This window comes from Bradyrhizobium sp. JR3.5 (assembly GCF_054057015.1).
This window is the reverse complement of the sequence record NZ_JBSRYV010000001.1, coordinates 3,212,001-3,236,423: the sequence shown is the minus strand read 5'-3', so window position 1 is coordinate 3,236,423 and position 24,423 is coordinate 3,212,001. Positions and strand designations below refer to the sequence as shown.

The following is a 24,423-nucleotide window of genomic DNA, read 5'->3' as shown; positions in this document are numbered from 1 at the left end:
ATCACGTGTCATTCGGCGCGCGGTTTGCCCCTCACCGGCGCTAAAGGTTGACCCCTGCGAGGACTGAGCAATCCTTTGGACCGCCGTCAGAAAGTTGATCAATTGTGGGGTCAATGTTGGAAGCCGATGGGGGTTAAAATTCTGCGCTTTCTCAAAAGGAGGACGACCGAAGAAGGCCTCGACGATCGTCACCGATACCGGCCGTATCGAGCGCCACATCGTTCCCCTCATAGGAACAAGGCGGGTCAAGGACCTCACCAAAACCGACATCAACAAGGTCCTCAAGGACATGATGACCGGAAAGACGCGGGTTGCGGTCAAGACCAAGAAGCTGCGCGGAAAAGCCGTCGTCCGCGGTGGTGCAGGAACGGCCACCAGTACCGTTGGCCTTCTCGGCGGAATCCTCACCGACGCCGTCGAAGCCGGCATTATTGAAACCGATCCGGCCCATGGCATCCGCAAGCCAAAGGATAACGTGCGAAAGCGTCGCCTATCGGAGGCGGAGTATCGAATCCTCGGTCGGATACTTCGATCCGAAGGAGATCGGGGAGGAGCGCCGTTTGGCAGCCTAGATGCTGCGCCAAGCGCATCCTGCAGCCTCAGCAGCAAGACAAACTCCCCAAAAGCTGACGAGGCGGTCGGAGTTATTCCGAGCGTGGCTTATTGAAACGCTCATCCTGACGCCACTACTCGGCCAAGCACCGGCGGCCAAACAGCCCGATTAGGTCGATTAACAACCTTGCTCGCCCGACCTGACAGTTAACTGACTTAGATCAACAGCCTCCCGTCAGCCGGATGAGAGTATTCGTTTCGCCCGCTGGTGCGTGATTCTGAAGTTCAACCGAAAACCGGGCGTGGGCCCAGCAAGACGGATTGGATCCGATCTCGATCGGCTGTGATGTGGAAGAGATCGATGACACATTCTTACCAGGCGAGCCTGCGTTTGACTTCATGGCAGGGCCGAGCTCGAACCATACTGGCATTTGCATTCATCGGCCTGCCGTCCGTAGCGATGGCCGAGGATGCGGTGAAACTCAGCCCCGAGCAGGCAACGAGCTTGGGGGTTCGTGTCGTTCATCCCGTTCCGAGCCCAACCGACAAAACGCTGCCCTATCCCGCCCAAATCGTGATTCCCACGCCGCAATTGTGGGTCGTGAGCAGTCCCGTGGCCGGCATGGTAACGGGTCTGTCGGTCGCGCGAGGCGACCGGGTCAACGCTGGCCAGCCGCTCGTCGTCATGGAGAGCCCAAGCTTCGTGTCACAGCAGCGCGATTACCTGCAGGCCGTTGCCCAAGAAGTTCTGACCAACCAGCAGCTCACCCGTAACTCGCAGCTTTTCCAGAGCAACGCTGTACCGCAACGTACTCTGGAGTCCAGCCAGAACGAGGCCCGCCAAGCAAGTATCGTGGTTGCTGAGCGGCGGCAAATGCTTCGGCTCAGCGGTCTTTCGGATGACGCAATCTCGAAGCTGACCGGCGAGGCCGCCATCAACGCGACCCTTTCGGTGGTCGCACCGCGGCCGGCAACCGTCGTGGACATCCTGGCCTCTCCCGGCCAGCGGGTGGAGCAAACGGCTTCGCTCATCAAGCTCGCACAACTATCTCCGCTATGGGTCGAAATCGCGATTCCGGCATCGAACATCAGCGCCATCCGGCTAGGCGCTAAGGTCGAAGTCGAGGGCCCATGCAACGCCGGGGCAGGTCGTGCTGATATCGGAGACCGCCGATGCTGCGACCCAAACCATATTGGTCCGGGCAGAGGTCCCGAACACCGGCGAACTGCGGCCCGGGCAGACGGCCCAGGCGCGGATCGGCTTTGCTTCGTCGGCTGAAAACGCTTGGGAGCTTCCCTATAGCGCGCTGATTCGACGCGGTGAAGAGGCTTCGGTCTTCGTGGCGACACCAGGCGGCTTTCGTCTGGTACCGGTGAAACTGCTTGAGGAGGACCAGGATCATGTCGTGGTCTCCGGCGCCATAACCGATAAGGACGAAATCGCCGTTGGTGGCATCTCCGCTTTGCGTGGAATCTTGCTCAAGCTCGGGGCCGGCTAGCCATGCTCGAGCGCCTTGTCGCATTTGCACTTTCCCAGCGGCTGTTCGTCGCCCTTGCCGTGCTTCTGCTGGTCGGCGCCGGACTGGTCATGCTGCCAAGCCTGCCGATCGACGCGTTTCCCGACGTCTCGGCCCGTCCAGGTCAAAGTCATCATGAAGGCGCCGGGGCTCACCCCGGAAGAGGTCGAGCAGCGGATCACTGTTCCGATCGAGCTCGAGCTGCTTGGATTGCCAAACAAGAAGATTCTTCGCTCCACGACGAAATACGCGCTCGCGGACATCACTGTGGACTTTGAGGATGGCACAGACATCTACTGGGCGCGCAACCAGGTCTCCGAACGCCTGTCCAATATCGCGCGCGACCTGCCAGAAGGCGTGACGGGTGGGCTGGCCCCGATCACGAGCCCGCTCGGCGAAATGTTCATGTTCACGATCGACAGTCCGGATCTGTCGCTGGCTGAGCGCCGCAGCCTTCTTGATTGGGTGATCCGTCCCGCGCTGCGAACGGTCCCCGGCGTTGCCGACGTTAACGCGCTTGGAGGCCATGTCCGGGCTTTCGAGATCGTGCCGATCAGCGATGCACTTGCGGCGCGTGGCATCTCGTATGACCTGTTTCGACGTGCGATCGACACGAACAGCCGCAACGATGGAGCCGGTCGCGTCAACCAAGGTGAAGACAGCGCGTTGGTTCGGATCGAAGGCAGCATCCGCACGATCGAGGATATCAGGCAAATCGTCATCTATACCAGGGATGGCATCCCGATCCGGGTCAAGGACGTCGCTCGGGTCCAGGTGGGATCGTTAACGCGCTATGGCGCTGTCACGACCGATGGTCGCGGCGAGACAGTCGAAGGACTTGTCCTTGGTCTGCGCGGCGCCAATGCCCGCCAGCTCGTCAGCGATGTGCGTGCCCGCCTTGACGAGCTCCAGCAGTGGCTACCCCAGAGCGTCAGCATCAACGTGTTTTACGATCGCAGTCGGCTGGTCGACCGCGCCGTCGGGACGGTTATCCGCGCACTCGGCGAGGCAACAGTCTTGGTCATTGTCTTATTGCTGTTGTTCCTGGGTAACTGGCGAGCCTCGCTCGTGATTGCTCTAAGCCTGCCACTCGCGATCGTCATCGCGCTGATCGTCATGCGCATTGTCGGCATGTCGGCGAATCTGATGAGCTTGGGCGGCCTAGCCATCGCCATCGGCATGCTGATCGACGCCTTGGTCGTGGTCGTCGAGAACGTCGTGGGCAATCTCAGCAAGGAGCGGCCGGACAAGGCCACACCGCTGGTTCACATCATTTTCCGCTCGGTTTCCGAGGTGCTGCAGCCGGTCGCGTCAGGCGTGCTGATCATCATGATCGTGTTTGTGCCGCTGCTGACGTTGCAGGGGCTTGAAGGAAAGTTGTTCATCCCTGTTGCACTCGCGATCATCTTCGCACTGGGCGGCTCGCTGCTGCTGGCACTCACCGTCATCCCGGTGGCGACTTCGTTTCTCCTCAAGACGGCCTCGCACGCTGAACCGTGGCTGGTCCGCCTGGCATCGCGCCTCTATGCTCTTGCTTTGGATTGGGCTCTGAAGAACGAGCGCAAGGTGATCATCGCGGCAGTCGTAGCCCTCGCGGCCGCGGGCTACGCTTACACCCAGCTCGGCAAGACGTTCATGCCGACAATGGACGAAGGCGACACCATCGTCAGCGTCGAGGCGCTGCCATCCATCAATCTCGACGAAATGATTGCGATCAATGCGAGGCTTCAGTCCGCCATCCTCGCGAAGGTCCCTGATGTGAAGGGCATCGTGGCCCGGACCGGGTCCGACGAACTCGGCCTCGACCCGATGGGGCCGAACCAGACCGATACATTTCTGGTTCTGAAGCCGGTAGAAGAGCGGAAGACGACCGATAAAGCCGCCCTGATCGAACAGCTTCGCCACGTGCTCGCCGATTTCCCGGGGCTGTCGCTCAGCTTCACGCAGCCGATCGACATGCGCGTGCAGGAGATGATCAGCGGTGTGCGCGGCGATGTCGCGGTGAAGATATTCGGGCCCGATATCACCAAGCTCAACGAGATTGCGAGCAAGCTGTCGGCGATTCTGTCCAGCATCGATGGCGCCGAGGACGTCTACACCACCCTCAACGAAGGTGCGCAATATTACACCGTTGCCGTCAACCGCATGGAGGCAGGACGCCTGGGCCTGACCGTCGATGCGATCTCCAACTCGTTGCGTACCCAGATCGAGGGCCGCACCATCGGCACTGTGCTCGAAGAAGGTCGGCGGACCCCGATCCTGATCCGCGGCAGCGAGACGACGCGGGAGGCGCCGACGCTATTAGCGAGACTGCCGCTGACGCTCGCCTCCGGTCAGCACGTCGCGCTTTCGCAAGTGGCCCGCATACACCGCGTCGACGGGCCTGTCGTGGTCAACCGCGAGAACGGATACCGAATGAGCGTCGTGCGGGCCAATGTCCGCGGCCGCGATATGGTCGGCTTTGTAGAGGCAGCCCGGCAGAAGGTTTCGGCCGAATTGACGCTGCCGCAGGGTTATCGGCTCACTTGGGGCGGCCAGTTCGAAAATCAGCAACGCGCCGCCGCGCGCCTCTCGATCGTGGTGCCGGTTGCGATCGGGCTCATCTTTATACTGTTGTTCACGACCTTCGGCTCGATCCGCCAAGCTCTGTTGGTGTTGGTCAACATCCCGTTCGCGGTCATTGGCGGTGTCTTTGCGCTGGTTCTAACCGGCGAATACCTTTCGGTTCCGGCGTCCGTCGGGTTCATCGCGCTGCTCGGTATCGCCGTGCTCAACGGCGTCGTGCTGGTCTCCTATTTCAATCAGCTGCGCGCCCACGGCGTTCCCGAGGGGCGCATTGTCGTAGACGGGGCCAAACGCCGGCTTCGACCCGTCTTGATGACGGCCACCATCACTGCGCTCGGCCTCGTCCCGCTCTTGTTTGCCACGGGACCAGGTTCGGAGATCCAGCGCCCTCTAGCCGTCGTGGTAATCGGCGGTCTCGTCTCGTCGACGGCCTTGACGCTTATCTTGCTGCCGATCCTCTATCGCCGGTTTGGCAGCGCCGCGAAGGAGGTCAAATGAGTGCCGAACTCGTCTGCCTGACGCTGATCGCGGCGCGATCGCTTCGCGATGAGCTATTCGACTATCTTAGCGAACAGCGCGACCTCGTGTCCGGATTCACGGCCTCCGACGCTGCCGGACACGGTCCCGGCGTACGGCTGCAGACACCGGCCGAGCGCGTCAAGGGCCATGCCGACGACCTTATGGTCCGGATAATTCTTCAAGCGCAAGCTGCGGCGCAGTTGCTCGAAGGACTGAAGACGGCTTTCGCTGGATCCAGGATTGTCTATTGGGTTTTGCCCGTGTCGGAATTCGGCGTGATCGATGTCACCAGTCGATGAGCGTTCGCCGGTTCCCGGTCGTTGCTCTTCAGATGGAGTAGGCTTCATCTGCGGCGCTCTGGCGGAGTACCGCCCGAGGTAAGTGCTTCTGCTCGCCGAATATCCGCCTCGGCACCGACCCGATCCCCGATCCTCGCCTTCATTGTTGCGCGCTCATGGATAAGAGCCGCATTTCTCGGATCAGCTTTGATAACCACATCGAGGTCGGCGATCGCACGATCGAACAGGCCTTTGCGGCTATAAGCCGCTGCCCGAGCGCCAAAGGCTGCGAGATAGTCCGGCTTCAGTTGAATCGCGCGATCGAAATCCGCGATAGCACGGTCGAACTCGCCCTTGGCCATCAACGCGACGCCGCGATTATTGATCGCGACATGATAATCGGGCATCAGGCGGATGGCCTGATCATAATCCGCTATGGCGCGGTCGATCTCACCGTTCGACCTGAACGCGAGGCCCCGATTGTTGTAGGCGGCGACGAGTTGGCCGAGTATCCGCTCACCCGCCTTGATGACCGCCGTGCAACCCTGGATTGGGCGATCGGACGAGAACTCGGCAGCACGCGCGCAGGAATCCCAATCTTCGTCGGTCAGGGCCAACACGGGTGACAGCCAAGATGCGACCAACAGCGCAGCCGTGGCCGCTCCAGCCAGAGCGAATCCGAGCCGTTTCCCTTGGGCCACTTTTGGGCTTCTTCTATTGACGGTACGACGCCCGCCAATCGTTCTGCTGGTCATACCGACGCTTTTGGTCCGTCATTGGTGGGAGTGCGGCGTTTCTTCTTCGCGTGCCCCAAGGATTGGCCGTTGCTCTTCAGTAGCGCGGTTGCGGTGCCCATGATTCTCGCACCCAAGCCGAAAGCAGCTATTAGCTTCGCAGATTTGCCATTTCAGGCTCGAAGTCGCGCGCGCCAGAAAGGCTTCAGCAATTCCAGCGCGACTAGGATGAGTAGCGCCGCGCCCATCGTCGCCGCAAGGTCGTTGAGATGCAGCACACCGAAACGGAACAGCTCACGCAAGGCTGGAACCGTCAGGCACGAGCCAAGTATCGCGGAGACCGTGAGCAGAATTGAGAGCAGCGTCACATTGGGGCGAACCAGGGCGAGCTTGAGGGATGAACTGAAAGAGCGGTTCACAAGGATTAGGCTGAAGATGCCGAGTACGAGCGCCACGAAGGTGAGTGCTCGACCTTCATCGTCCGGCATACCGTTTCTGAGCGCAAACACAAACATTGCGCCGGCCATCGCAAAGACGAGAGCACCCTGCAAGGCTCCCCAGCCAATCAAGGCAAGCGGTAGCAGTGGCTCGGCCGGTGAGCGCGGAGGGCGGCTCATGACATCCTCTTCTTCTTTCTCAGCCTCGAAGACCAGCGAGCAGACAGGGTCAATGACCAATTCAAGGAAGGCGATGTGGATGGGACTGAAAATGATGGGCAATCCGAGAAGAAGAGGCAGCAAGGCGAGGCCCGCAATCGGGACATGGACCGCAACGATAAAGCTCATCGCCTTGCGCAGATTGTCATAGATGCGCCGGCCCAGCCTGATCGCGGTGACGATCGATCCGAAATCGTCGTCCAGCAGCACAATGGAGGAGGCTTCGCGGGCGACGTCCGTGCCACGGCCGCCCATAGCGATCCCGATATGTGCGGCTTTCAGTGACGGCGCGTCGTTGACGCCGTCGCCGGTCATGGCGACAATTTGCCCGTCGGCTTTCAGCGCCTCGACGATGCGGAGCTTTTGTTCGGGCACAATCCGCGCGAACACCACCGAACTCCGCGCGCGAGAGATCAGTGTTGCGGCGTCGTACCTACCTATCGTATCTCCCGTCACCGCCTCGTTCGCCGCAAGGCCGGCCAGGCGCGCGATGGCAATGGCGGTCGCCGGATAATCGCCGGTGATCATCACAACCCTGATGCCGGCCGACTGACACTGCCGAACCGCGGCCGGAACACTTGCGCGCAGCGGATCGGCGAACCCGACGAGGCCGAGCAAATTGAAGGCAAATTCGGCGGGAGCCTTGGGCAAGTCTGTTCCGACATGGTGAGCCTGCGCGACAGCCAGAACACGCATCCCCTCCGACGCCATGGCGTCCACTGAAGCCTGTAGATCCGCGGTTTCGCTCTTCGAGAGCCGGCACAGCCGAGTGATGGCCTCGGGAGCACCCTTCGCGGCCACGATCAGCGGCTCACCGCCGCCTGGCGCCCAGACTTGCGTGACCGCCAGAAGCTCCGGCCTCAGGCCATACGTGTTCACCAGCTTTGCGTCAGCATGCGACAAAAGACCTCCGGATAGACTGTCTGCGAGCTCACGGAGTGCCCTTTCCATCGGATCGAACGCCTCCGGCGCGCTGGCCAGAACGCCATAGGTTACGATTTCGTGGAAACTTGGCGCGATCGGACCACCGTCACCGCGACGCCATTTACCTTCCGCCGTCCTCAGTTCAGCGACAGACATCCGATTTTCGGTCAGCGTGCCGGTCTTGTCCGTACACAGTACGGTCGCCGATCCAAGGGTTTCGATGGCGTTCGAACGTCGCGTCAGGACCCGGGCGCGCGAGATACGCCAGGCGCCCATGGCCATGAAGACCGTGAGCACTACCGGAAACTCTTCCGGCAGCATCGACATGCCGATGGTAATCCCGGCCAGCAGTGCTTCCAGCCATCCGCCACGGAACAGGCCGTAGAGCACCATGACCACCACGCTAACGGCACCACCGCCGATCGCTGCCAGCCGTACCAGACTGCGGGTCTGGGACTGCAGTCGGGGCGGCTCGGGCTCGAGGCGATGAAGCAATTGACCGATCTTGCCCATTTGGCTGTTGGCGCCCGTCGCGACGACCTCGGCGGTGCCAGTGCCGCGAACTACCAATGAGCCGGAGTAGACGTAGGGCGAGTCCTCGCCGCCCGGAGCGATTGACGCGCGCGAGGCGTTGGGCGACACCAGCTTGCGGACCGGGACAGATTCACCGGTCAGCAAGGATTCGTCGGCCTGGAAGTCGCGCGCTTCGAGGAGCAAGGCGTCGGCCGGGACGCGGTCGCCTTCCGCCAGAAGGATAAAGTCACCCCGTACCACTTCGCGTCCGGAGATCCGCTTGCGCGCGCCCTCCCGAATAACAAGAGCGCGTGGGCTCGCCAGGTTGCGCAGCGCTTCGAGCACATGCTCGGTCCGCGTCTCCTGAACCACCGTGATCATGATCGACATCAAGGCGAAGGCGAGCAGGATCAGCGCCTCCTTGATATCACCCAGCAATAGATAGATTGCGCCCCCACCGATTAGCAGCGCAAACATGGGCTCGCGCAGCACTTCCAGCACAATCCGGAGCGGCGTGCGGCGGTCCGGCTGGGGTAGTTCGTTTGGGCCCTCAGCAGCCAGCCGCGCTTGCGCCTCACTTTCGCCAAGGCCGGTCAGGCGCGGGGCAGAGCTATCATGAGTTTTTCTCGCTGCGGGATTTGGGTCCATTTAGGGCGCCTTGTTCGAATGCGACACGGCGCGCTCCGGAGCCTCGCCAGGGTGATATAGCTTCTTTTCAACCGCCGCAGCCGACAGCCTGCGGTAAAGATCGCGTCGTCGTGCGATGGGCCACCAATCGTAGAGGAAGATTTCGAGGGGCCGCCAATTGGCCACCCACCCGAAGATCAGGAAGCTTTCTTCCAACATCCTTCTGAACGGCACATCGGCAATGAATCCGGACGCCAGGTTTGAAGCAAGCAGACAAGCGATGAGAATCGCAACGCCTATTGAAAGAGATCGGCGGCCGATTCGGAAGAGCTCATTGAGGTCGCCTTGGATGACGGCTGCGCGGCCAGCGAAGTATTTGCCGAGAGCTTCCGGGAGGTCTCGTGCAAGATCCGTTTGCGCCTCGTCATCAGGAAAATGAACCGCGATCCTGAATGGCCGGTCTGCCGGCATTTCTCTGGCCCACCCGACGATATATTCTTCGGCCTCGCGGTCGAGGTCCTTCTCACGAAATGGAAAAGGATCAAGCGTATGGAAGAGCTGCTCGATCTCATCGACGCGGATTTCGATCACATTCTCCGCATTCTTTGAGATCATCAGTTCGTCCGATCATAAACGCCAACATGTTCGCGGCGATAGCGCGTTAGTTCGGCATCACGGGCGCCAACCAGATTATGATTGCCCCTGCATGCAACTAATGTGAAAATAGAATGGGGAGCTGCGGCTTCGACAACATGCTCCTGGTTGCGCCGCCAAGAATGAATTCGCGGAAGCGCGAGTGCCCGTAAGCCCCCATCACAAGCAGGTCTGCGTTGTCGGAAGCGACCTCCCTCGCGAGAACATCGCCGATCGACCTTCCCGCCGCATCCACCCGGTCAAGGGTGACATCGATCCCGTGTCGCGACAGGTTCTTGGCGAGTTCCTCGGACGAGTGCTTGGTGTCGATGATTTTCTCGTTTGTCACCGTGACAACCCGCACTCTCTTTGCCTTTTCCAGCATCGGAATGGCGTCAGCAACCGCCCGCGCTGACGAGCGGCTAAAATCCCATGCGACTATGACCGTGTTCAGTTCAAACCTGCCGGAGGGAGGGCTTTCCGGCAACACCAAGGTCGGCCGTCCCGATCCGAAGATGATCGCTTCAGCATACCATTGATCATAGGATTCGGGCACCGAGACGATCGTGAGATCGCGCAGCCGCGCATACTCCGCCAGCCGCTCCGATACGCGATGGCTCAGGCTCTTCTCAAGGATGGTCTCGTGCAACAGGCCAGCCTTTTGCGCAGCTGCCTCAAAGGCGGCAAGGAGGTCTTTCGCGCTATCATGACTCCGGTGCGCCTCACCGCCAGCTATCGCCTCGACAGTTCCAAATGAAATAAAGCTTCCAGGGACCTCGATGTGAACCTCGCATGAGATCGCCGCAATATGTGCGTCAAGCGCGTAGGCGAACGATACGGCACGGTCGATCACCGAAATGGGCGTGGGATCCGGGTAACTGGTCAGGGTGAGCAGAATATCTCTAATAGCCATCGAACCCTCCGGCAAACTGTCGGAGGCAACCTTAGCTTCTGCGTTGCCAGGTGATTTGATCTATCGCAGTTCGTCGGTGGGCTTATCGCCCGGATCCAGCCCGAATTGAGCGCCGATCGCTTCGTTCGTGGCCAGCTTTGGCTTTTCCAGCATAGCGACTACGACCAGCGCAATGCCGCCTAGCCCTTTTGGTTCCCAACAAGAGCCGGGAGCCCAAATGCCGGTCTCCGGGAGGTCGGTGAACGTTCATGCCGCGAGAGCGAGGTATCCGGCCTGATCCTTCTAATCACGGGTGCCTGGACTGGTGCGCGCCGGCGGCTTTATCGAACGCTAGTTTCCAGAGAGGCTCGTACGCGGACGGCCAGATACGACGTTCGCCGAGTATCCCCTCGATGTAAAGCGCGTTCACCGCGACGAGCAGGACGACGGCGAGCGGAGCTGCCAACAACACGCCGACCGGGCCTAACAAAAGGCCAAAGACCAAAGTTGCAAAGAGAGTGAGGACCCGGAGGAAGTTCGACCGCCTCCGCCTGAACCACCGGGGTGATGATGTTACCCTCCACGAAATGGATGCCGGCATAGAGGGCAACGACATAGCCCACCAGCACGGGCCCCTGCATCGAAGCCATAAGGATCCCGGACACTGAGGCTAGGATCGGACCAACATAGGGAACGAAAGCAAACATGCCCGAAATCAAACCCAATGCTATGGGTGCAGTGACGCCGAGCAACGCCAAGCCGATTGCAGTCAGCGTGCCCACAACCGCCATTGTGATCGATTGGCCAATGATCCAGCGCCTGAGAGTGACTCCAACGAGCTGGAGCATTTCCCCTGCGCCGTCCCGCCCGGGCGATGGTACCAACCGCAACAGACCCTGAACATATCGAGTGGGCTGCACTGCGAAATACAATGCTGCGAACAGCAGAACGGCGATGTAGGCGGACAGTCCGGACGACAGAACCAAACAGTGCCGCAACGTAACTCGCAACTGGCGCAGTGACGTTGCCAAGATTGATGTCCTGCGCATGCCCGAGAAGCCACGTGCCCCATGAACTCGATGCGAATTCACGGGCGAGTTGTGTGAGGCTTTGCGGCAGGTCCTTCGCAAGTAGGTTGAACTGTGATGCGATTTGAGAGCCGAACAGCCAGCCGACTGCCACAATAGATCCGAGGAGCGTGAGCACGACCGGCAAGACGGCCCAGGCCTCTGGTATTCGGGTTCGGCGGCTTAGCTCGTGGGCGAGGCCTCGCAACAACAAGGCTAGAAGAGCAGCCCCGAAAGCAAGCACCAGGACGTCCGAAAGCTTCCAAACAGCGAGGCCAACTACACCTACAAGACAAAGCACCATAACGGAGTGCGCGAATGAGGGGCCGGTCGATTTCGTCGGCTCCACTGCTTCACGCGAGGCGACAATGTCCAATTTTTCCATGATCGTTTAGGTTCCGAGAGGCGTGCAATCCGCAAGTGACACATCAGGCTACAAGAGAGATCTTCCCGTTGATTCAGATCAACTTCGAGCGCTCGGGAACGGCCTACTTTTGCTATCCGAGGGGTCAAGCCATGAAGAACGTCGCGAGCGATGACTACGGACCGGTCGCCAAGACGTTGCACTGGGTAACGGTTCTTCTCGTTATCGTTGCCTGGACGTTAGGCATGTTCGGTGAAGAGCTTTCCGAGAAGTCGGCGCAGAGCTCCGCGTTACTGACGCATATCTGGATCGGATTGACTATTCTGGTGGTCGCAATCGTGCGGATACCGTGGCGCATCGCAAACCCGCCACCGGAAAGCGTACCCACCGAGTTCGGCAGATGGTTGGTAGAGTGGACCGATCCGGCGTCTCGGTTGATGCACTACGTCCTCTATGGACTCTTGGTGGTGGTACCTGCTTTCGGCATCGCGCTGCAGTTCGCACAAGGCCACTCGCTACCGCTATTCGGGCTTGGAGAAATTCCATCGCCCTGGCTCGCTGACAAAGTATTCGCGCACAACGTCAAGAAAGTGCATGAGGTTCTGGCCAACGCTCTCGTGATTTTGGCGGCATTTCATATGGTCGCCGCGCTTGTGCATCATATTGTTTTTGGCGACAACACTCTAAGACGCATGCTGCCCCGCCTGCGCAAGCAGATGTGAAGCTATTCTGTACTCCCCGCGGTCGCGGAAAAGATTCTTACCAGCGCCATGGCCGAATTCTCGCGTCGTTTTGTTCTTGACCAAAATCAAGGTGGCGGATGCGGCTAAAGACAATCATTCATGTGTTCACTCGTCCTATGAGGAGGAGAAACGTCGTGAGAGTACTAAGCAAGAGTGCGATGGTTGTGCTCGCTATCGCGGTAGCAATTTTCGGCACAGCAGTTGCCCAGGACCAGCCCGCGCAGCAAGGCGCGTCGCCCGGATGGTCCTGGGGCCCCCGCGGGATGATGGGTTACGGGTTCATGGGGCCTGGCATGATGGGCGATGGCGCTATGGGCCCTTGGATGATGGGAAGGAGCAGATCAGCGGAAGCAATCTGCAACGCGATGGGCAGCCATATCGAGGGACGCCTAGCCTACCTCAAAGCGGAGCTTAAGGTAACGGATGCACAGGAGCCGCTTTGGAACGCCTACGCTGCCGCCGCGCGCGACAATGCGAAAACCATGATTGCCCGCTGCACGACCATGATGGGGAAGCGTGATTCTCAGGTAAGTTTGCCGGACCGGCTGGACCAAAATGAACAGCTAATGGGCGCGCAACTCGATGCGATGCGTGCCATGGACAAGGCGCTCAAGCCTCTATACGCCGCGCTCACCGACGGTCAGAAAAAATCTGCGGATCAGTTGTTCTGGAGTCCAATGGGCATGATGTGATCCAAGGAACAGAGAACGAGAGAGCGCAGCGCCGCAGCGGCAAACTTGGCGATAAGAGCAGAGCTGGGCTCCCGCTTGTTCTCTGTCCGTAGTATCGACGCCGAAGCCGGTAGGCCGGCTCTGGGCTTGCACACCGGAATATTAGTCTCGATCCTCGTCTTCCTGCTCACGGGGTTCCCTGCGCTCCTCACGATGTCGTTCGCGAGCTTCGTGCGAGCGCTCGTCGCGCTGCGCGCCCGGATGCTCGCCGTCCTTGCGGACGCTTTCAGTCTGGGTCGTCACCTGGGAGTTATCCTTGCCCAGCACCCTGTCTTGGTTCGCTTGGGCTACAGCCACCAGTCCGCCAATTCCGGCCAATACGGTCGTCAGGATCAGTGTTTTGCGCATCGTCGGTCTTCCTTTCGCTTTGAGCCGGCCGATCATTCGTCCGGCTGACCGCGACCTTGACGCGAAGGCGCTGATGTTGCCCCGTTGATCCATGTCAGTCAAATGTCAGGTCAATTTCGGCATATTTGGCGTCGCATTCAACTGGGAAACGCATGCGCCTGCACCACCTATCGACCGTGGTCCGAATGGCACTCCTGACCGCCGCATTTGTGGCAATAACAGCGCCGCCATCGAGCGCGCGCGACGACGATCCCGAGCACCGGGAAGCGGTACGCCGGGTCGTGGAGGCTGGCGAGGTTCTTCCGCTGTCCAAAATCCTGGAAAAGATTCGGGTCAGGGTGCCCGGCGACATCACAGGGATTGAAATCAACCGCGAAGAGGGCCGCTGGCACTACGAGCTTCGAGTGATCGATCGTGGCGGCCGCGTCCTAGAAGTGCACGTCGACGCGCATAGCGGCAATATCGAACAGATCGAGGTAAAGTAGATGCGCGTGCTTCTGGTCGAGGACGATCCCCGGATTGCGTCCGACGTTGCACGCACGCTGGAAGCCGCCGGCTACGTGGTGGAGACGGTTGGCGACGGCGAGGAGGCCTGGTTTCGCGGCGATACAGAAGATTACGGTGCCGTCATTCTCGACCTCGGTCTGCCCGGGATGGATGGGCTTTCGGTACTCAAGCGCTGGCGGGCCAACGAACGCCAAATGCCGGTCCTGATCCTGACGGCGCGCGGCAGCTGGGCCGAGCGGGTGGACGGCATCGATGCTGGCGCCGACGACTATCTGCCAAAGCCATTCCGTACCGAGGAACTGCTCGCACGATTGCGGGCGATCGTCCGGCGGTCCTCCGGTCATGCTTCTTCTGTGCTGAGCGCGGGTGATTTGACGTTGGATGAACGTCAGATGAAGGTCAGCCTCCGCGGGGTACCTGTCGCGCTATCGCAGCTCGAATATCGCCTCATCGCCCACCTGCTGCGCCATCGCGGCCGCGTCGTTCCACAACACGAGTTGGACGAGAACGTTTATGGGCCAGGGCAGGAGCACGATTCAAATGCGCTAGAGGTCCTGGTACGCAGGGTTCGCAAGAAGCTTGGACAAGAAATTATCGAGACGCGGCGTGGGTTCGGCTACTCGGTGCCGGAGACGCACCCATGAGATGGGCGTCGCTACGGCTTCGTCTGGTCGCCGGTGGCATGATCGCCATCCTCGTCGCGCTCGGGGTGGCAGGTGCAGGCCTGGTGCTTTTGTTTCAGCGTCATGTGTCGCGTACGATGGCGGCTGATCTCGACGTCCATCTCAGGCAGTTGCTTGCCGGGATCGACATCGGTTCTGATGGGCGCCTCGTCATTACCCGGCAACCTGCCGATCCCAGGTTCGAGGAGCCGCTGTCTGGCCTGTACTGGCAGGTAACGGACGATCGCGACCAGATGCTACGTTCGCGTTCGTTGTGGGATACGACGCTCCGCTTACCGCCCGATGAGCCCGGCCCCAGCGAAGTGCATCAGCACGAGGTCAATGTGGCCGGGCGATGCCCGCGTGCTCGTCACAGAACGTAGCGTGCTGATGACCGCCGGCGATCGGCGCATGCGCGTTCGGGCGACTGTCGCATCGGATTTGTCGAGGGCAGCGGTAGCGGTAAAGGCCTTTGCCAAGGATCTGTCCGTCGCGCTCGGGCTGCTCGCGCTCGTGCAGGCGATCGCAACCTTAATTCAAGTCGGCCTTGGGCTCCGTCCGCTTGCCCTGCTTCGACGCGGCATTTCCGATATCAGGGCCGGCCGTCTCAGACATCTTCCAACTGCCGTGCCGAGCGAAGTGGAGCCGCTGGTCGAGGAAGTCAATGCGCTGCTCGACGCCCAGGGGCGGGAGATCATGCGTTCCCGTGGCCGCGCGGCTGACTTGGCTCACGGATTCAAGACGCCGCTTGCGGCGCTGATTGCCGATGCGGCGCGCCTCCGAGAACGCGGCGACAGCAAAATGGCTCAGGATATCGAAGCGGTTGCCGATTCCATGAGCCGCTATGTCGATCGGGAGCTGGCGCTCGCTCGGCTGCGCAGCGGTGCGCGCAATACCGAAGCAGCGGTGACCGAGCTTTATCCCCTCCTAAGCTCGCTTCTGACAACGCTGGCGCGGACGCCCTACGGCGAAGGAGTTCGATTTGAGCGCTCAATTCCAGAAGGTTTGCGCATTCCGCTTGATCGCACCGATCTTGCCGAGGTACTCGGCAATCTCCTTGAGAACGCTGCGAGGCATGCCAAGGCGCGGGTCAGCATCACGGCCATTGCCGAACCGCTATCCGTGGTCGTTGAGGACGATGGTGAAGGCATTCCCAAAGAGCAAATTGTGCGTGTGCTCGAAAGAGGCGGACGACTGGACGAACAGGGTTCGGGCACGGGCCTGGGCTTGGCAATCGTCCAGGACGTCCTTGAGGCCTATGGATGGCGGGTTCAGATCACCCGTTCGGAGTTGGGCGGCGCAAGGGTGACGATCGCTCGTGGTACTGATCGCGATATCCGCGCCGAAGGGCACAAAAGCGCAGCGGCCTAACCCGCTCATCCTGACAATTCGCTGACAGTGCTGGTCAGCCAGGCGACGGCCCACGTGAGCTATCGGTTGCGTCCGATAGGCCGGCCAGCCCTTGACTTCCGTCAACGGCAAACGACCGGCTGGCCACTAGTCTTCGGATGGAGATTTCAACATGCGCGTTCGAAATTCATCGCAAGGTTATGGCGCGATCGCGATTGCGCTGCATTGGGTCGTCGTTGCGCTTGTCTTGGGCGCGTGGGTCACCGGACAATTCGGCGACGAATTGCCCCGTGGGGCGCCGCGCGAGACCGGCCTATTTGTCCACATGTCACTGGGCCTCGCCGTCGTCGCTTTCGTGGTCGCTCGGCTGTTTTGGCGCCTTAGCGACCCGCCTCCCGCGCCGGAAGAGACGTCGCTTGGCGCCTGGGGCGAGTGGGCCGGAAAGGTCGTTCACTACCTTATTTACGTTACCCTAATTGCCGTCCCGGTTGCCGGGATCGTGGTGCAATTTGCTCGCGGGCACGCATTGCCAGTCTTGGGCCTGTTCGAACTGGCCTCCCCATGGCTCGCTGATCGCGCTTTCGCGCATGATGTCAAGGAAGTTCATGAACTGCTCGCCAATGCCATGATGGCACTGATCGGACTTCACGCAGCCGCGGCGCTCGGCCACCATTACATTTTCCGGGATCGGACTCTGTTGCGCATGCTGCCTGTCGCGCGATCTCGACCCTTTGTGAGTTCGCAAAAACTCTAAACCGATTGGGGATCATCATGCCTGCCACGCCGCACATCGAAAAGCATTTCACGGCATCAGAATCGGTGCGCGATGTGGTGATCGGCATGGCCGACGGCCTGACCGTGCCATTTGCGTTGGCGGCTGGCCTTTCGGCGGCGGTGGTCAGTACGGACGTCATCGTTACGGCCGGCCTCGCCGAAGTCGTCGCTGGTGCCATCGCCATGGGCCTTGGCGGCTATCTCGCGGCACGCACCGACGCAGAGCACTACGCGGCCGAGGAAAGCCGGGAGAACTACGAAATCGATCACTTGCGCGAAAAGGAGATCGAGGAAGTCGAGACGATCTTCCGAGAATATGGCCTGGAGGGAAACGTTCTCCAAAACGTCGTGAACGGGATCGCAGCCGACCGGCGACGATGGGTCGACTTCATGATGCGTTTCGAACTGGGCCTCGAGCGGCCCAACCCAAAGCGCGCCCCGATCAGCGCCGTCACGATCGGCGGCTCCTACATCGTCGGCGGGCTAATTCCACTGATCCCTTATATGGTGGCGCATAGCATCACGACGGCACTGCAGATCTCCGTCGCGGCGACTGGAGTCGCGCTGCTGTGCTTCGGCGCAGTCAAAGGACATTTCACCGGCGTCAATAAGATCAAGTCAGCACTGCAGACGCTGCTTGTCGGTGGGCTCGCCGCCGGTGCGGCCTATTGGCTTGCTCATCTGTTTGGGTAGAGTCGTCGCCGCGCCGCTCATCGTTTGGGCCGTGCTGTGCCACCCATTGGTCAGGACCTCATGTCGCTCGGGTAGCGGGCGCGGTGCTGCGGAGGAAGGACTCGAACCCCGGGACCCTGGATGATAATTCCTGCGCTCGAATCATACCCTTTGCTGCGAGCTGAAGGTGATAGTGCCTACAACTAAATAACCCGCCATCTTGGCTGTATTGCACTGCAACCGCCTCTTGCGATGGATCAAACACCGACGCTCAGGGGAAAGCTAGGTTTTTGGCTAAGAGGGAGAGCTCCATGCCGTTCCAGGAAGTCCTGCTGACACCCACAAGGTATCCGGACCGGACGCCCGTCTCCGTAGTTGAAGCCGAGGCTTTCATCGCGGCAACGGTCGCACTTCCAATCCCGATCTGGCGTTGACCGTCCATGGCCGAAAGCACGAACACTTCCCGCCCCCAACTGAAAATCCGTCGGGTTAGTCTCGATACGGGCCGGGAAAACGTCGTCGTGATTTCGCGCCATTCTAGCGCTCTGCAGCCCGAAGTCTTTCGCGGCTTCAGTCGGGTCGAATTGCGCAGTAATTCGCACGTCCTGCTTGCTACCCTCCTGATCACCGACGAAGACACGCTGGTGGGTCCGGACGAACTCGGCCTTTCCGAGCCGGCGTTTCGGCGTTTCGCCGAGCCGGTGGGCCGGCTCGTCACCGTGAGCCCCGCGGCCTCGCCGGAGAGTCTCGATGCCGTCCGCAACAAGATCCAGGGCCGCACGCTTGAGCCCGCCGAAATCGACGCGATTATTCGTGACGTCACGCACTATCGCTATTCCGATATGGAAATTGCAGCGTTCCTGATCGGCTCAGCTAGCTTCATGACCTCAGGCGAACTGCTTGCCTTGGTCGAGGCGATGGCGCGGGCGGGCACGCAGTTGAGATGGCCAAGCCCGATTGTCGTCGACAAGCATTGCATCGGCGGTATTCCGGGCAACCGCACGTCCATGCTTGTCGTGCCGATCGTAGCCGCACACGGCCTGACCATCCCCCAAAACGTCTTCGCGGGCGATTACCTCCCCGGCCGGTACCGCCGACACCATGGAAGTGCTGGCCCGGGTCGATGTCAACGTCGAGGAGATGAAGGAAATCGTCGCGGCCTGCCACGGTTGTCTGGTCTGGGGTGGACACGTCAATCTGTCGCCGGCGGATGACATCCTGATCTCCGTTGAACGCCCGCTCAGCCTCGACACCCGCGAGCAGATGGTGGCTTCGATCATGTCGAAGAAGCTCGCGGCCGGTTCGACCCATCTTTTGATCGACCTGCCGGTCGGCCCGACGGCGAAACTTGCCAACGCCGCGGACGCGATGCGGTTGCGCAAATTGTTCGAGTTCGTAGGCGATCATTTCGGAATATCCGTCGAAGCGATCACGACCGACGGCCGCCAGCCGATCGGCAACGGCATCGGTCCGGTTCTGGAAGCCGCGGACGTCATGGCCGTCCTCAGCAACGACCGCGCCGCACCGGCCGACCTGCGCGAAAAATCGCTGCGGCTTGCAGCACATCTTCTGGAATATGACCCGCAAATGCGCGGCGGCAGCGGTTATGCGCGCGCCCGCGAACTGCTCGACAGCGGCGCCGCGCTCAAGAAGATGCAGGAGATCATCGACGCACAGGGTCCTTGCCACTGCCGCGCCGACATCGGCAAACTGACTTTCGATATCATCGCGGCTGACGACGGTGAGGTGGCTGACATCAATTGCCTGCAGCTCAATCGCTTGGCGCGGACGGCGGGCGCACCGATCGATAAGGGCGCCGGCATCAAGCTGTTCAGGAAGGTCGGCGACCGCGTCGAAAAGGGCCAGCCTCTGTACCGCATCTACGCCTTCGACCAGTCCGAACTCGACCTTGCCGTCGGCGCCGCAAAGACGAATCCGGGCTACACTGTCGTCAATTCGCGGACGTCGTCCAGCAGGACAGCGCCGTGAGCGCGGCCAGCATCCAAAGTTTGCCGACCTCGTCGCGCCAGGCCGCCAGGCTTGCCGAACGGCTGGGCCTGCCGTCGCGCGAGATTGCCATCCATAACTTTCCAGACGCTGAAATCCGGGTGACCGTCGGACCGTCGTCGCCTACGACAATCCTCTATGCTTCACTCGACCGACCCAACGAAAAACTCATCGCTCTTCTGTTCGCAACCGAAGCGCTGCGGCGCGGTGGTGCCAGGCGCCTCGTCCTCCTTGCGCCCTATCTTTGCTACATGCGCCAGGACACCGCGTTCCATGAAGGCGAAGCGATCAGCCAGAACGTTGTCGGCTCGCTGCTCGCAGCGTGCGTGAATCGCGTGATCACTGTCGACGCGCATCTCCATCGGACGGCGGAGATCAGAACAGTATTTCCGGGAATCGAAGCCGACAATCTGTCGGCGGTGCCGGCCATCGCAGACGAACTGCGCAAATCCGGGATTGATCCCGCGACCATCGTCATCGGACCGGATGCGGAATCGCAGCCGTGGATAGCCGATCTCGCCGGCCGCCTTGGACTGTCCTCGACGGTGGCGCAAAAGAGCCGTGCAGGCGACCGCTCCGTCGAGCTTCACTTCCCGGAGCCTGCGCGTATTGCCGGCCGTCCCGCCCTGATCGTCGATGATATCGTGTTCATCGGGCGGCACCCTAATCGCCTGCGCTAGGGCGCTGGCGGCGTCCGGCGCAACCGCGATCGATGCCGTCGTCACGCACGCATTGTTTCCCGAAGAGCTCGGCTGCGAGATGCTTCGATCAGGCATTCGTTCGATCCGTTCGACAAACAGCGTGCCGCACCCCACGAACGCCATCGAGCTTGACGAACTTTTCGTCGACGCATTGAAAAGCGAAATGCTTCGACCAGGACCTACGGAGGGCTCCCGATGAGTGTGACAATCCAGTTTTGCGGCGCCGCGCGCACGGTGACGGGCTCCTGCCATCTCTTCGAAACTCGATCCGGACGCTTCCTAGTCGACTGCGGATTGTTTCAAGGCCACAAGACCTTGAAAGAGCTGAATTACGGCGCCTTTCCATTTCGCCCAGCCGATATCGATGCCGTGCTCCTGACCCATGCCCATATCGACCACAGCGGCTTGCTTCCAAAGCTCGTGCGCAACGGCTTTGCCGGCCACATCCTGGCGACGCGCGGCACCATCGATCTCTGCTCCTACATGTTGCCGGACGCCGGCAGCATCCAGGAGTCCGAGGTTGCCGCGCTCAACCGCCGCAACGCGACGCGCGGGCGCGCGGAGGTTACGCCGATCTACACGCAGGCCGACGCGGTCTCCGCGATGCAGTCATTTGTGCCGGTTGCTTACCAAGAATGGAACGATGTGCTTCCCGGCGTTCGGGCTCGCTACTGGAATGCTGGGCATCTGCTCGGCTCGGCCTCGATCGAAATCGAATGCGTCGATGGCGACGCCTTGCGAAAACCGCTGCGGATTCTTGCGTCAGGTGACATCGGCCCAGACGCCAAATTGTTGCAGCCGGATCCGGAAGCGCCGGCAGGTTTCGATTACGTTATCTCCGAATCGACCTATGGCGACCGCGAGCGGTCGCCCATTGCGGCCGACGCCCGCCGTGCGCGGCTCGCCGTGGAGGTTCGCGAGGCTGCCGCCCGACAAGGCCCGCTCCTGATACCGGCTTTCGCGGTGGAGCGCACCCAGGAGCTGATCGTTGATTTGGTAGACCTGATGGAGCGCAGCGAAGTGCCGGCTGCGCCAATTTTTCTCGATTCGCCCCTGGCGATCCACGCCACCGAGGTCTTCCGAAACCACGCATCCAGCCTTGACCAGGACGTCGACGCACGCAGGCTTTTGAATTCGCCGCAGTTGCGGTTCACCGAAACAGTGGAGGAGAGCAAGGCAATTGCAAGACTGACCGGCTTTCACATTATCATCGCCGCCAGCGGCATGTGCGACGCCGGACGTATCAGGCACCACCTGAAGAACTGGCTGTGGAACGCGCGCGCCACCGTCTTGCTGGTTGGTTTTCAGGCCCGGGGAACACTGGGCCGTTTTCTCGTTGATGGTGCGAAAGCCGTTCGGCTCTGGGGCAACGAAATCAGGGTCGCGGCCACCATCCGAAGCATCGACGATTATTCGGGACATGCTGATGGCGCCGAGCTTGCGCGTTGGATCGCCGCGCGCCGGCCAATCGAGCGGGGCCTGTTTCTGGTTCATGGCGAGGAGCCCGCCATTAACGGGCTGGCGGAGCGCGTTTCCGAACGGATCATTCCGGCGGCCCGGGTGTTTGAGCCGCTGCTGGATGATATTTTTGCGTTATCGACAGCGCCACCGACCTCCCTGGACGTGTCCCGTCGTCGGCGGCTTGCGCCCGAGGCGGTGGTTGCGCTCGATTGGCATAACGACATGTCGAAGCTCGTCCTAGACATCAGCGATCGACTGGCAGCAGCCGCGGATGATCGGGCTCGTGGCATCATCGTTCGCAGATTGCGGCGTGCGCTGGAAGTAGCCGGTTGATCTGCCAGTTTTCTTGAAATCACTGGTGGGGAGGCAAGAGGACACGGTCATCACCGCTCCCAGGTGACCTTGAGGAGAGAGAGCACGAATGTTCGCGCCTGACGCTTCTCATGCATAGAACCCAAGAACATGCGAATCGAGTTTGCATAAGTGTGAGCGGCGGCTTGCGAGCGCGAATAAGATCGGCGTTCCCCAGATTGGCGAGCTTCCGACCGTAATCGTCAGTTCCAAGCAATCGGCACTCGGCGACGATTTTCCTCTGGGTTGCTTACTCGGCCAAGCAAAGGCGAACTCGAGTTTCAGTCCAGGCGAGCAATATAGCGCTGCAAAACAAGGGAGAAATTGGCGCACCCGACACGATTCGAACGTGTGACCTCTGCCTTCAGAGGGCAACGCCAAGGGGCCCCTTGGGGGAGGAATGGTAGCCGCCCTCTAACGATGTTAGTACGCATGCCGCTATTTTTGACCTCCTTCGACGACACCTTCTCAAGCTAGCTCTGGCTTGCCCATGATGGATTGGAGCGGGAGCTCAAGGTTTTCAGTTGGTTAGGGGGCGGAGTGTGCACGACGTGTGCACCGGGAGATCAAGAAAAATCTATTGAAGTCTAGCGTCGGCGGTCGCCGTTGGTTGATGTCCAAGGAAGCGCGAACGCTCATTAATAGTGAAGCGGCCGAGCAGGGCAGGGATCACTTCTTATGGGGGGCTTTGGTGAGCCGCCGGGGTTCGAACCTGCAACCAGGTCGCTGTGAGTGATCTGGCAGCACTCTACTCGGCGCGCCCGAGGCGCTCGGCGGTGACGAAGGTCTGCTCCGTGGCCTGTCCGTTGGCAAACAGGAGCGCGGCTGCCACAGCGATCTCGTCCAGTGCTGCCTCCCGCCGCAGGCTCAAAGTCATGCCGAGATGAATGAAATCGGCCCGCTATTGCAGGCTAACCTCGAAGTCGCGGATGCTGGCCGCGGCGCCCATCCATGCAACGCGATTGCCCGCCTAATGTCCGGCGCTCTGTCCGCCGTCGACGTGCAGGATCTCGCCGGTCGCGAAGGCGGCACCTTCGAGGTAAAGCACCGCGTCGACAACATCGCGCACCTCTCCCATCCGCCCGATCGGATGCAACTTGGCCAGGAAGTCGAACGTTTCGGGTGCTTGCATCGGCGTCTTGATCGCGCCGGGTTCCGCGGCGTTGACGCGGATTCCTTTGCTCGCGTATTCGATTGCGAGCGATCGCGTTGCCGCGTTCGAGCCGCCCTTCGTCAGCGATGCCAGCACCGAAGGGGCGCTGCTGCTTGCGTTCTCGTCGAGGCTAGTTGTGATCTGGACGATGTGTCCGGATCCTTGCTTCAGCATCTCCTTGGCTGCCGCGGCGTTCGGTGATCTGATATTCGTGTCCGGCGTGACCCCTTCGCAAAGGGGACGTAGCAGGGGTGGTGGTGTTCGCGAGGCGCTGCCAAGCACGCTTCTGGTCGCCCTTAGCGTCGTGACCACTATCCTCAAAACTGGGTATCGGGATGTAGCGGTCTGGGGTCTGGTCTCCCGCTATCATGTATCTCCCACCCAATATGTGGCGGGCCTCAGGAGAAGCGGCCGTTTTGTGAGGGGGCCTCACCGGGAGTGATCGGCCGACGCGCAAAACGACGGTAGTATTTATGCATAACGCTGTCCGTATTTGTGTGCGTCGGAGGTTACATTTTCTGTCGACGCCCGGACATAAGAGGAATCTACCTACTTTTATCGCCGCTCCGACCTCGGCATTCACCGGCGACAGACAGTGTTCTGCTCCCGCCTTATCATGGGGAGCATCATGCCCCACACTCAGCCCGACGGCGTGCGGTGCCGCTTCGAAATGACAGCGGCAGATGCGCCTTTAGATCATGAGTTCTCCATGTTCGATTTTCCCGGGTGCGAGGGGGGCCCAGAGGCGATGCACGTCATCAGAACGGTTGGAAGCTCGGAAGATCCCATGAAGTCGATGGCTTGCAGAGGCTGGATCGCGGGCGCTTCCCGCCCCAAAAATAAGCTTCTTGCACGGTTAGTGAGGTCAGCTATGGAAAAGTTCATCCACCGGGAGAACCTGGCCCTGTTCAAAAAACGTCTCGCGGAGACGCACACCGACGCGGAGGGAGACGTGCTCGTGAAGTTGCTGACGGATGAGCAGGGAAAAGAACCGCCGCCGAGTAATGCCATTCCCAAATCGTCTTGATCTGCATGTTGTCGCTCTCCTCGAACAAGACGCAGCAGTACGGGCGATATAATCGTCTCCGGCCCAGACCTGGGCCAAGCATAGGACAGTTGAGA

Annotated in this window: 17 protein-coding genes, 1 tRNA gene and 8 pseudogenes; 16 read left to right on the top strand and 10 right to left on the bottom strand. The window is 60.7% G+C overall.

The features are described 5' to 3' along the window. Window positions 1-154: 154 nt before the first annotated feature. The 4 genes and pseudogenes from ACVWW1_RS16330 to ACVWW1_RS16315 form a co-directional block, all read left to right on the top strand. A pseudogene (locus ACVWW1_RS16330) lies at window positions 155-535 on the top strand (tyrosine-type recombinase/integrase); the annotation flags it as partial. 477 nt (window positions 536-1,012) lie between these two features. Next, window positions 1,013-2,051 (top strand): annotated as a pseudogene (locus tag ACVWW1_RS16325) (efflux RND transporter periplasmic adaptor subunit). A gap of 2 nt (window positions 2,052-2,053) precedes the next feature. Further along, window positions 2,054-5,132 (top strand): annotated as a pseudogene (locus tag ACVWW1_RS16320) (efflux RND transporter permease subunit). Further along, on the top strand, window positions 5,129-5,452 hold the full coding sequence (locus ACVWW1_RS16315) for a DUF3240 family protein (protein WP_456656535.1): 324 nt from the start codon (window positions 5,129-5,131) through the stop codon (window positions 5,450-5,452). The pseudogene ACVWW1_RS16320 and the gene ACVWW1_RS16315 overlap by 4 nt, the downstream one beginning before the upstream one ends. 44 nt (window positions 5,453-5,496) lie before the next feature. Here the strand turns inward: ACVWW1_RS16315 and ACVWW1_RS16310 are convergent, their stop codons facing one another. The 6 genes and pseudogenes from ACVWW1_RS16310 to ACVWW1_RS16285 all read right to left on the bottom strand — a co-directional run. Continuing rightward, a complete protein-coding gene (locus tag ACVWW1_RS16310; RefSeq protein ID WP_456656534.1) occupies window positions 5,497-6,051 on the bottom strand; it encodes a tetratricopeptide repeat protein in 555 nt (184 codons plus the stop codon). A gap of 287 nt (window positions 6,052-6,338) precedes the next feature. Further along, entirely contained in the window at window positions 6,339-8,906 is a 2,568-nt protein-coding gene (locus ACVWW1_RS16305) for a cation-translocating P-type ATPase (protein WP_456656533.1), read from the bottom strand. Next, complete coding sequence (locus ACVWW1_RS16300; RefSeq protein ID WP_456656532.1) at window positions 8,907-9,500, bottom strand: hypothetical protein; 594 nt, start codon at window positions 9,498-9,500, stop codon at window positions 8,907-8,909. It abuts the gene before it with no gap. Between the two features lie 97 nt (window positions 9,501-9,597). After that, a complete protein-coding gene (locus ACVWW1_RS16295) occupies window positions 9,598-10,431 on the bottom strand; it encodes a universal stress protein (protein WP_456656531.1) in 834 nt (277 codons plus the stop codon). A 320-nt stretch (window positions 10,432-10,751) separates the two neighbouring features. After that, a complete protein-coding gene (locus ACVWW1_RS16290) occupies window positions 10,752-11,459 on the bottom strand; it encodes an AI-2E family transporter (RefSeq protein ID WP_456656530.1) in 708 nt (235 codons plus the stop codon). 70 nt (window positions 11,460-11,529) lie between these two features. Beyond that, window positions 11,530-11,781 (bottom strand): annotated as a pseudogene (locus ACVWW1_RS16285) (AI-2E family transporter); the annotation flags it as partial. A 212-nt stretch (window positions 11,782-11,993) separates the two neighbouring features. Here ACVWW1_RS16285 and ACVWW1_RS16280 point away from each other — a divergent pair. Then, complete coding sequence (locus ACVWW1_RS16280; RefSeq protein WP_456656529.1) at window positions 11,994-12,563, top strand: cytochrome b; 570 nt, start codon at window positions 11,994-11,996, stop codon at window positions 12,561-12,563. Window positions 12,564-12,718: 155 nt separating this feature from the next. Beyond that, window positions 12,719-13,276, top strand: coding sequence for a Spy/CpxP family protein refolding chaperone (locus ACVWW1_RS16275; protein WP_456656528.1), 558 nt, complete (start codon window positions 12,719-12,721; stop codon window positions 13,274-13,276). A 141-nt stretch (window positions 13,277-13,417) separates the two neighbouring features. On the opposite strand, the gene ACVWW1_RS16270 is transcribed toward ACVWW1_RS16275, so the two are convergent. Continuing rightward, window positions 13,418-13,663: a hypothetical protein gene (locus ACVWW1_RS16270; RefSeq protein ID WP_456656527.1), complete on the bottom strand. Its 246-nt coding sequence runs from the start codon at window positions 13,661-13,663 to the stop codon at window positions 13,418-13,420. Window positions 13,664-13,848: 185 nt separating this feature from the next. Between ACVWW1_RS16270 and ACVWW1_RS16265 the strand changes: the two genes are divergently transcribed. The 9 genes and pseudogenes from ACVWW1_RS16265 (at window position 13,849) to ACVWW1_RS16225 (ending at window position 22,130) form a co-directional block, all read left to right on the top strand. Next, complete coding sequence (locus ACVWW1_RS16265) at window positions 13,849-14,148, top strand: PepSY domain-containing protein (RefSeq protein WP_456656526.1); 300 nt, start codon at window positions 13,849-13,851, stop codon at window positions 14,146-14,148. Then, complete coding sequence (locus tag ACVWW1_RS16260) at window positions 14,149-14,814, top strand: response regulator transcription factor (RefSeq protein WP_456656525.1); 666 nt, start codon at window positions 14,149-14,151, stop codon at window positions 14,812-14,814. Further along, window positions 14,811-16,203 (top strand): annotated as a pseudogene (locus ACVWW1_RS16255) (sensor histidine kinase). The gene ACVWW1_RS16260 and the pseudogene ACVWW1_RS16255 overlap by 4 nt, the downstream one beginning before the upstream one ends. Before the next feature lie 151 nt (window positions 16,204-16,354). Next, entirely contained in the window at window positions 16,355-16,936 is a 582-nt protein-coding gene (locus ACVWW1_RS16250; protein WP_456656524.1) for a cytochrome b, read from the top strand. Window positions 16,937-16,953: 17 nt separating this feature from the next. After that, the gene (locus ACVWW1_RS16245) at window positions 16,954-17,649 is read left to right on the top strand and encodes a VIT1/CCC1 transporter family protein (protein WP_456656523.1); all 696 of its coding nucleotides are present in this window, start codon (window positions 16,954-16,956) and stop codon (window positions 17,647-17,649) included. Between the two features lie 290 nt (window positions 17,650-17,939). Continuing rightward, the gene (locus tag ACVWW1_RS16240; RefSeq protein ID WP_456656522.1) at window positions 17,940-18,062 is read left to right on the top strand and encodes a hypothetical protein; all 123 of its coding nucleotides are present in this window, start codon (window positions 17,940-17,942) and stop codon (window positions 18,060-18,062) included. A 6-nt stretch (window positions 18,063-18,068) separates the two neighbouring features. Further along, window positions 18,069-19,617, top strand: a pseudogene (locus ACVWW1_RS16235) (thymidine phosphorylase family protein). Continuing rightward, a pseudogene (locus ACVWW1_RS16230) lies at window positions 19,614-20,535 on the top strand (ribose-phosphate diphosphokinase). The pseudogenes ACVWW1_RS16235 and ACVWW1_RS16230 overlap by 4 nt, the downstream one beginning before the upstream one ends. Then, complete coding sequence (locus ACVWW1_RS16225; RefSeq protein ID WP_456656521.1) at window positions 20,532-22,130, top strand: MBL fold metallo-hydrolase RNA specificity domain-containing protein; 1,599 nt, start codon at window positions 20,532-20,534, stop codon at window positions 22,128-22,130. Before ACVWW1_RS16230 ends, ACVWW1_RS16225 begins: the two are co-directional and overlap by 4 nt. Window positions 22,131-22,473: 343 nt before the next feature. Here ACVWW1_RS16225 and ACVWW1_RS16220 read toward each other — a convergent pair. The 3 genes and pseudogenes from ACVWW1_RS16220 to ACVWW1_RS16210 form a co-directional block, all read right to left on the bottom strand. Further along, window positions 22,474-22,584: transfer RNA gene (locus ACVWW1_RS16220), tRNA-Gln, on the bottom strand. A 312-nt stretch (window positions 22,585-22,896) separates the two neighbouring features. Then, a complete protein-coding gene (locus ACVWW1_RS16215) occupies window positions 22,897-23,025 on the bottom strand; it encodes a hypothetical protein (protein ID WP_456656520.1) in 129 nt (42 codons plus the stop codon). A 93-nt stretch (window positions 23,026-23,118) separates the two neighbouring features. After that, a pseudogene (locus tag ACVWW1_RS16210) lies at window positions 23,119-23,487 on the bottom strand (SDR family NAD(P)-dependent oxidoreductase); the annotation flags it as partial. A 685-nt stretch (window positions 23,488-24,172) separates the two neighbouring features. On the opposite strand from ACVWW1_RS16210, the gene ACVWW1_RS16205 reads away from it, so the two are divergent. Beyond that, a complete protein-coding gene (locus tag ACVWW1_RS16205; protein WP_456656519.1) occupies window positions 24,173-24,328 on the top strand; it encodes a hypothetical protein in 156 nt (51 codons plus the stop codon). The last annotated feature ends 95 nt before the right edge of the window (window positions 24,329-24,423 follow it).

Coding starts and splice junctions, on each gene's coding strand:
- ACVWW1_RS16245 (WP_456656523.1), top strand. CDS start 16,954: ATGCCTGCCACGCCGCACATCGAAAAGCATTTCACGGCATCAGAATCG.
- ACVWW1_RS16300 (WP_456656532.1), bottom strand. CDS start 9,500: ATGATCTCAAAGAATGCGGAGAATGTGATCGAAATCCGCGTCGATGAG.
- ACVWW1_RS16280 (WP_456656529.1), top strand. CDS start 11,994: ATGAAGAACGTCGCGAGCGATGACTACGGACCGGTCGCCAAGACGTTG.
- ACVWW1_RS16290 (WP_456656530.1), bottom strand. CDS start 11,459: ATGCGCAGGACATCAATCTTGGCAACGTCACTGCGCCAGTTGCGAGTT.
- ACVWW1_RS16205 (WP_456656519.1), top strand. CDS start 24,173: ATGGAAAAGTTCATCCACCGGGAGAACCTGGCCCTGTTCAAAAAACGT.
- ACVWW1_RS16265 (WP_456656526.1), top strand. CDS start 13,849: ATGGCACTCCTGACCGCCGCATTTGTGGCAATAACAGCGCCGCCATCG.
- ACVWW1_RS16260 (WP_456656525.1), top strand. CDS start 14,149: ATGCGCGTGCTTCTGGTCGAGGACGATCCCCGGATTGCGTCCGACGTT.
- ACVWW1_RS16215 (WP_456656520.1), bottom strand. CDS start 23,025: ATGACTTTGAGCCTGCGGCGGGAGGCAGCACTGGACGAGATCGCTGTG.
- ACVWW1_RS16250 (WP_456656524.1), top strand. CDS start 16,355: ATGCGCGTTCGAAATTCATCGCAAGGTTATGGCGCGATCGCGATTGCG.
- ACVWW1_RS16295 (WP_456656531.1), bottom strand. CDS start 10,431: ATGGCTATTAGAGATATTCTGCTCACCCTGACCAGTTACCCGGATCCC.
- ACVWW1_RS16305 (WP_456656533.1), bottom strand. CDS start 8,906: ATGGACCCAAATCCCGCAGCGAGAAAAACTCATGATAGCTCTGCCCCG.
- ACVWW1_RS16225 (WP_456656521.1), top strand. CDS start 20,532: ATGAGTGTGACAATCCAGTTTTGCGGCGCCGCGCGCACGGTGACGGGC.
- ACVWW1_RS16315 (WP_456656535.1), top strand. CDS start 5,129: ATGAGTGCCGAACTCGTCTGCCTGACGCTGATCGCGGCGCGATCGCTT.
- ACVWW1_RS16240 (WP_456656522.1), top strand. CDS start 17,940: ATGCCGTTCCAGGAAGTCCTGCTGACACCCACAAGGTATCCGGACCGG.
- ACVWW1_RS16270 (WP_456656527.1), bottom strand. CDS start 13,663: ATGCGCAAAACACTGATCCTGACGACCGTATTGGCCGGAATTGGCGGA.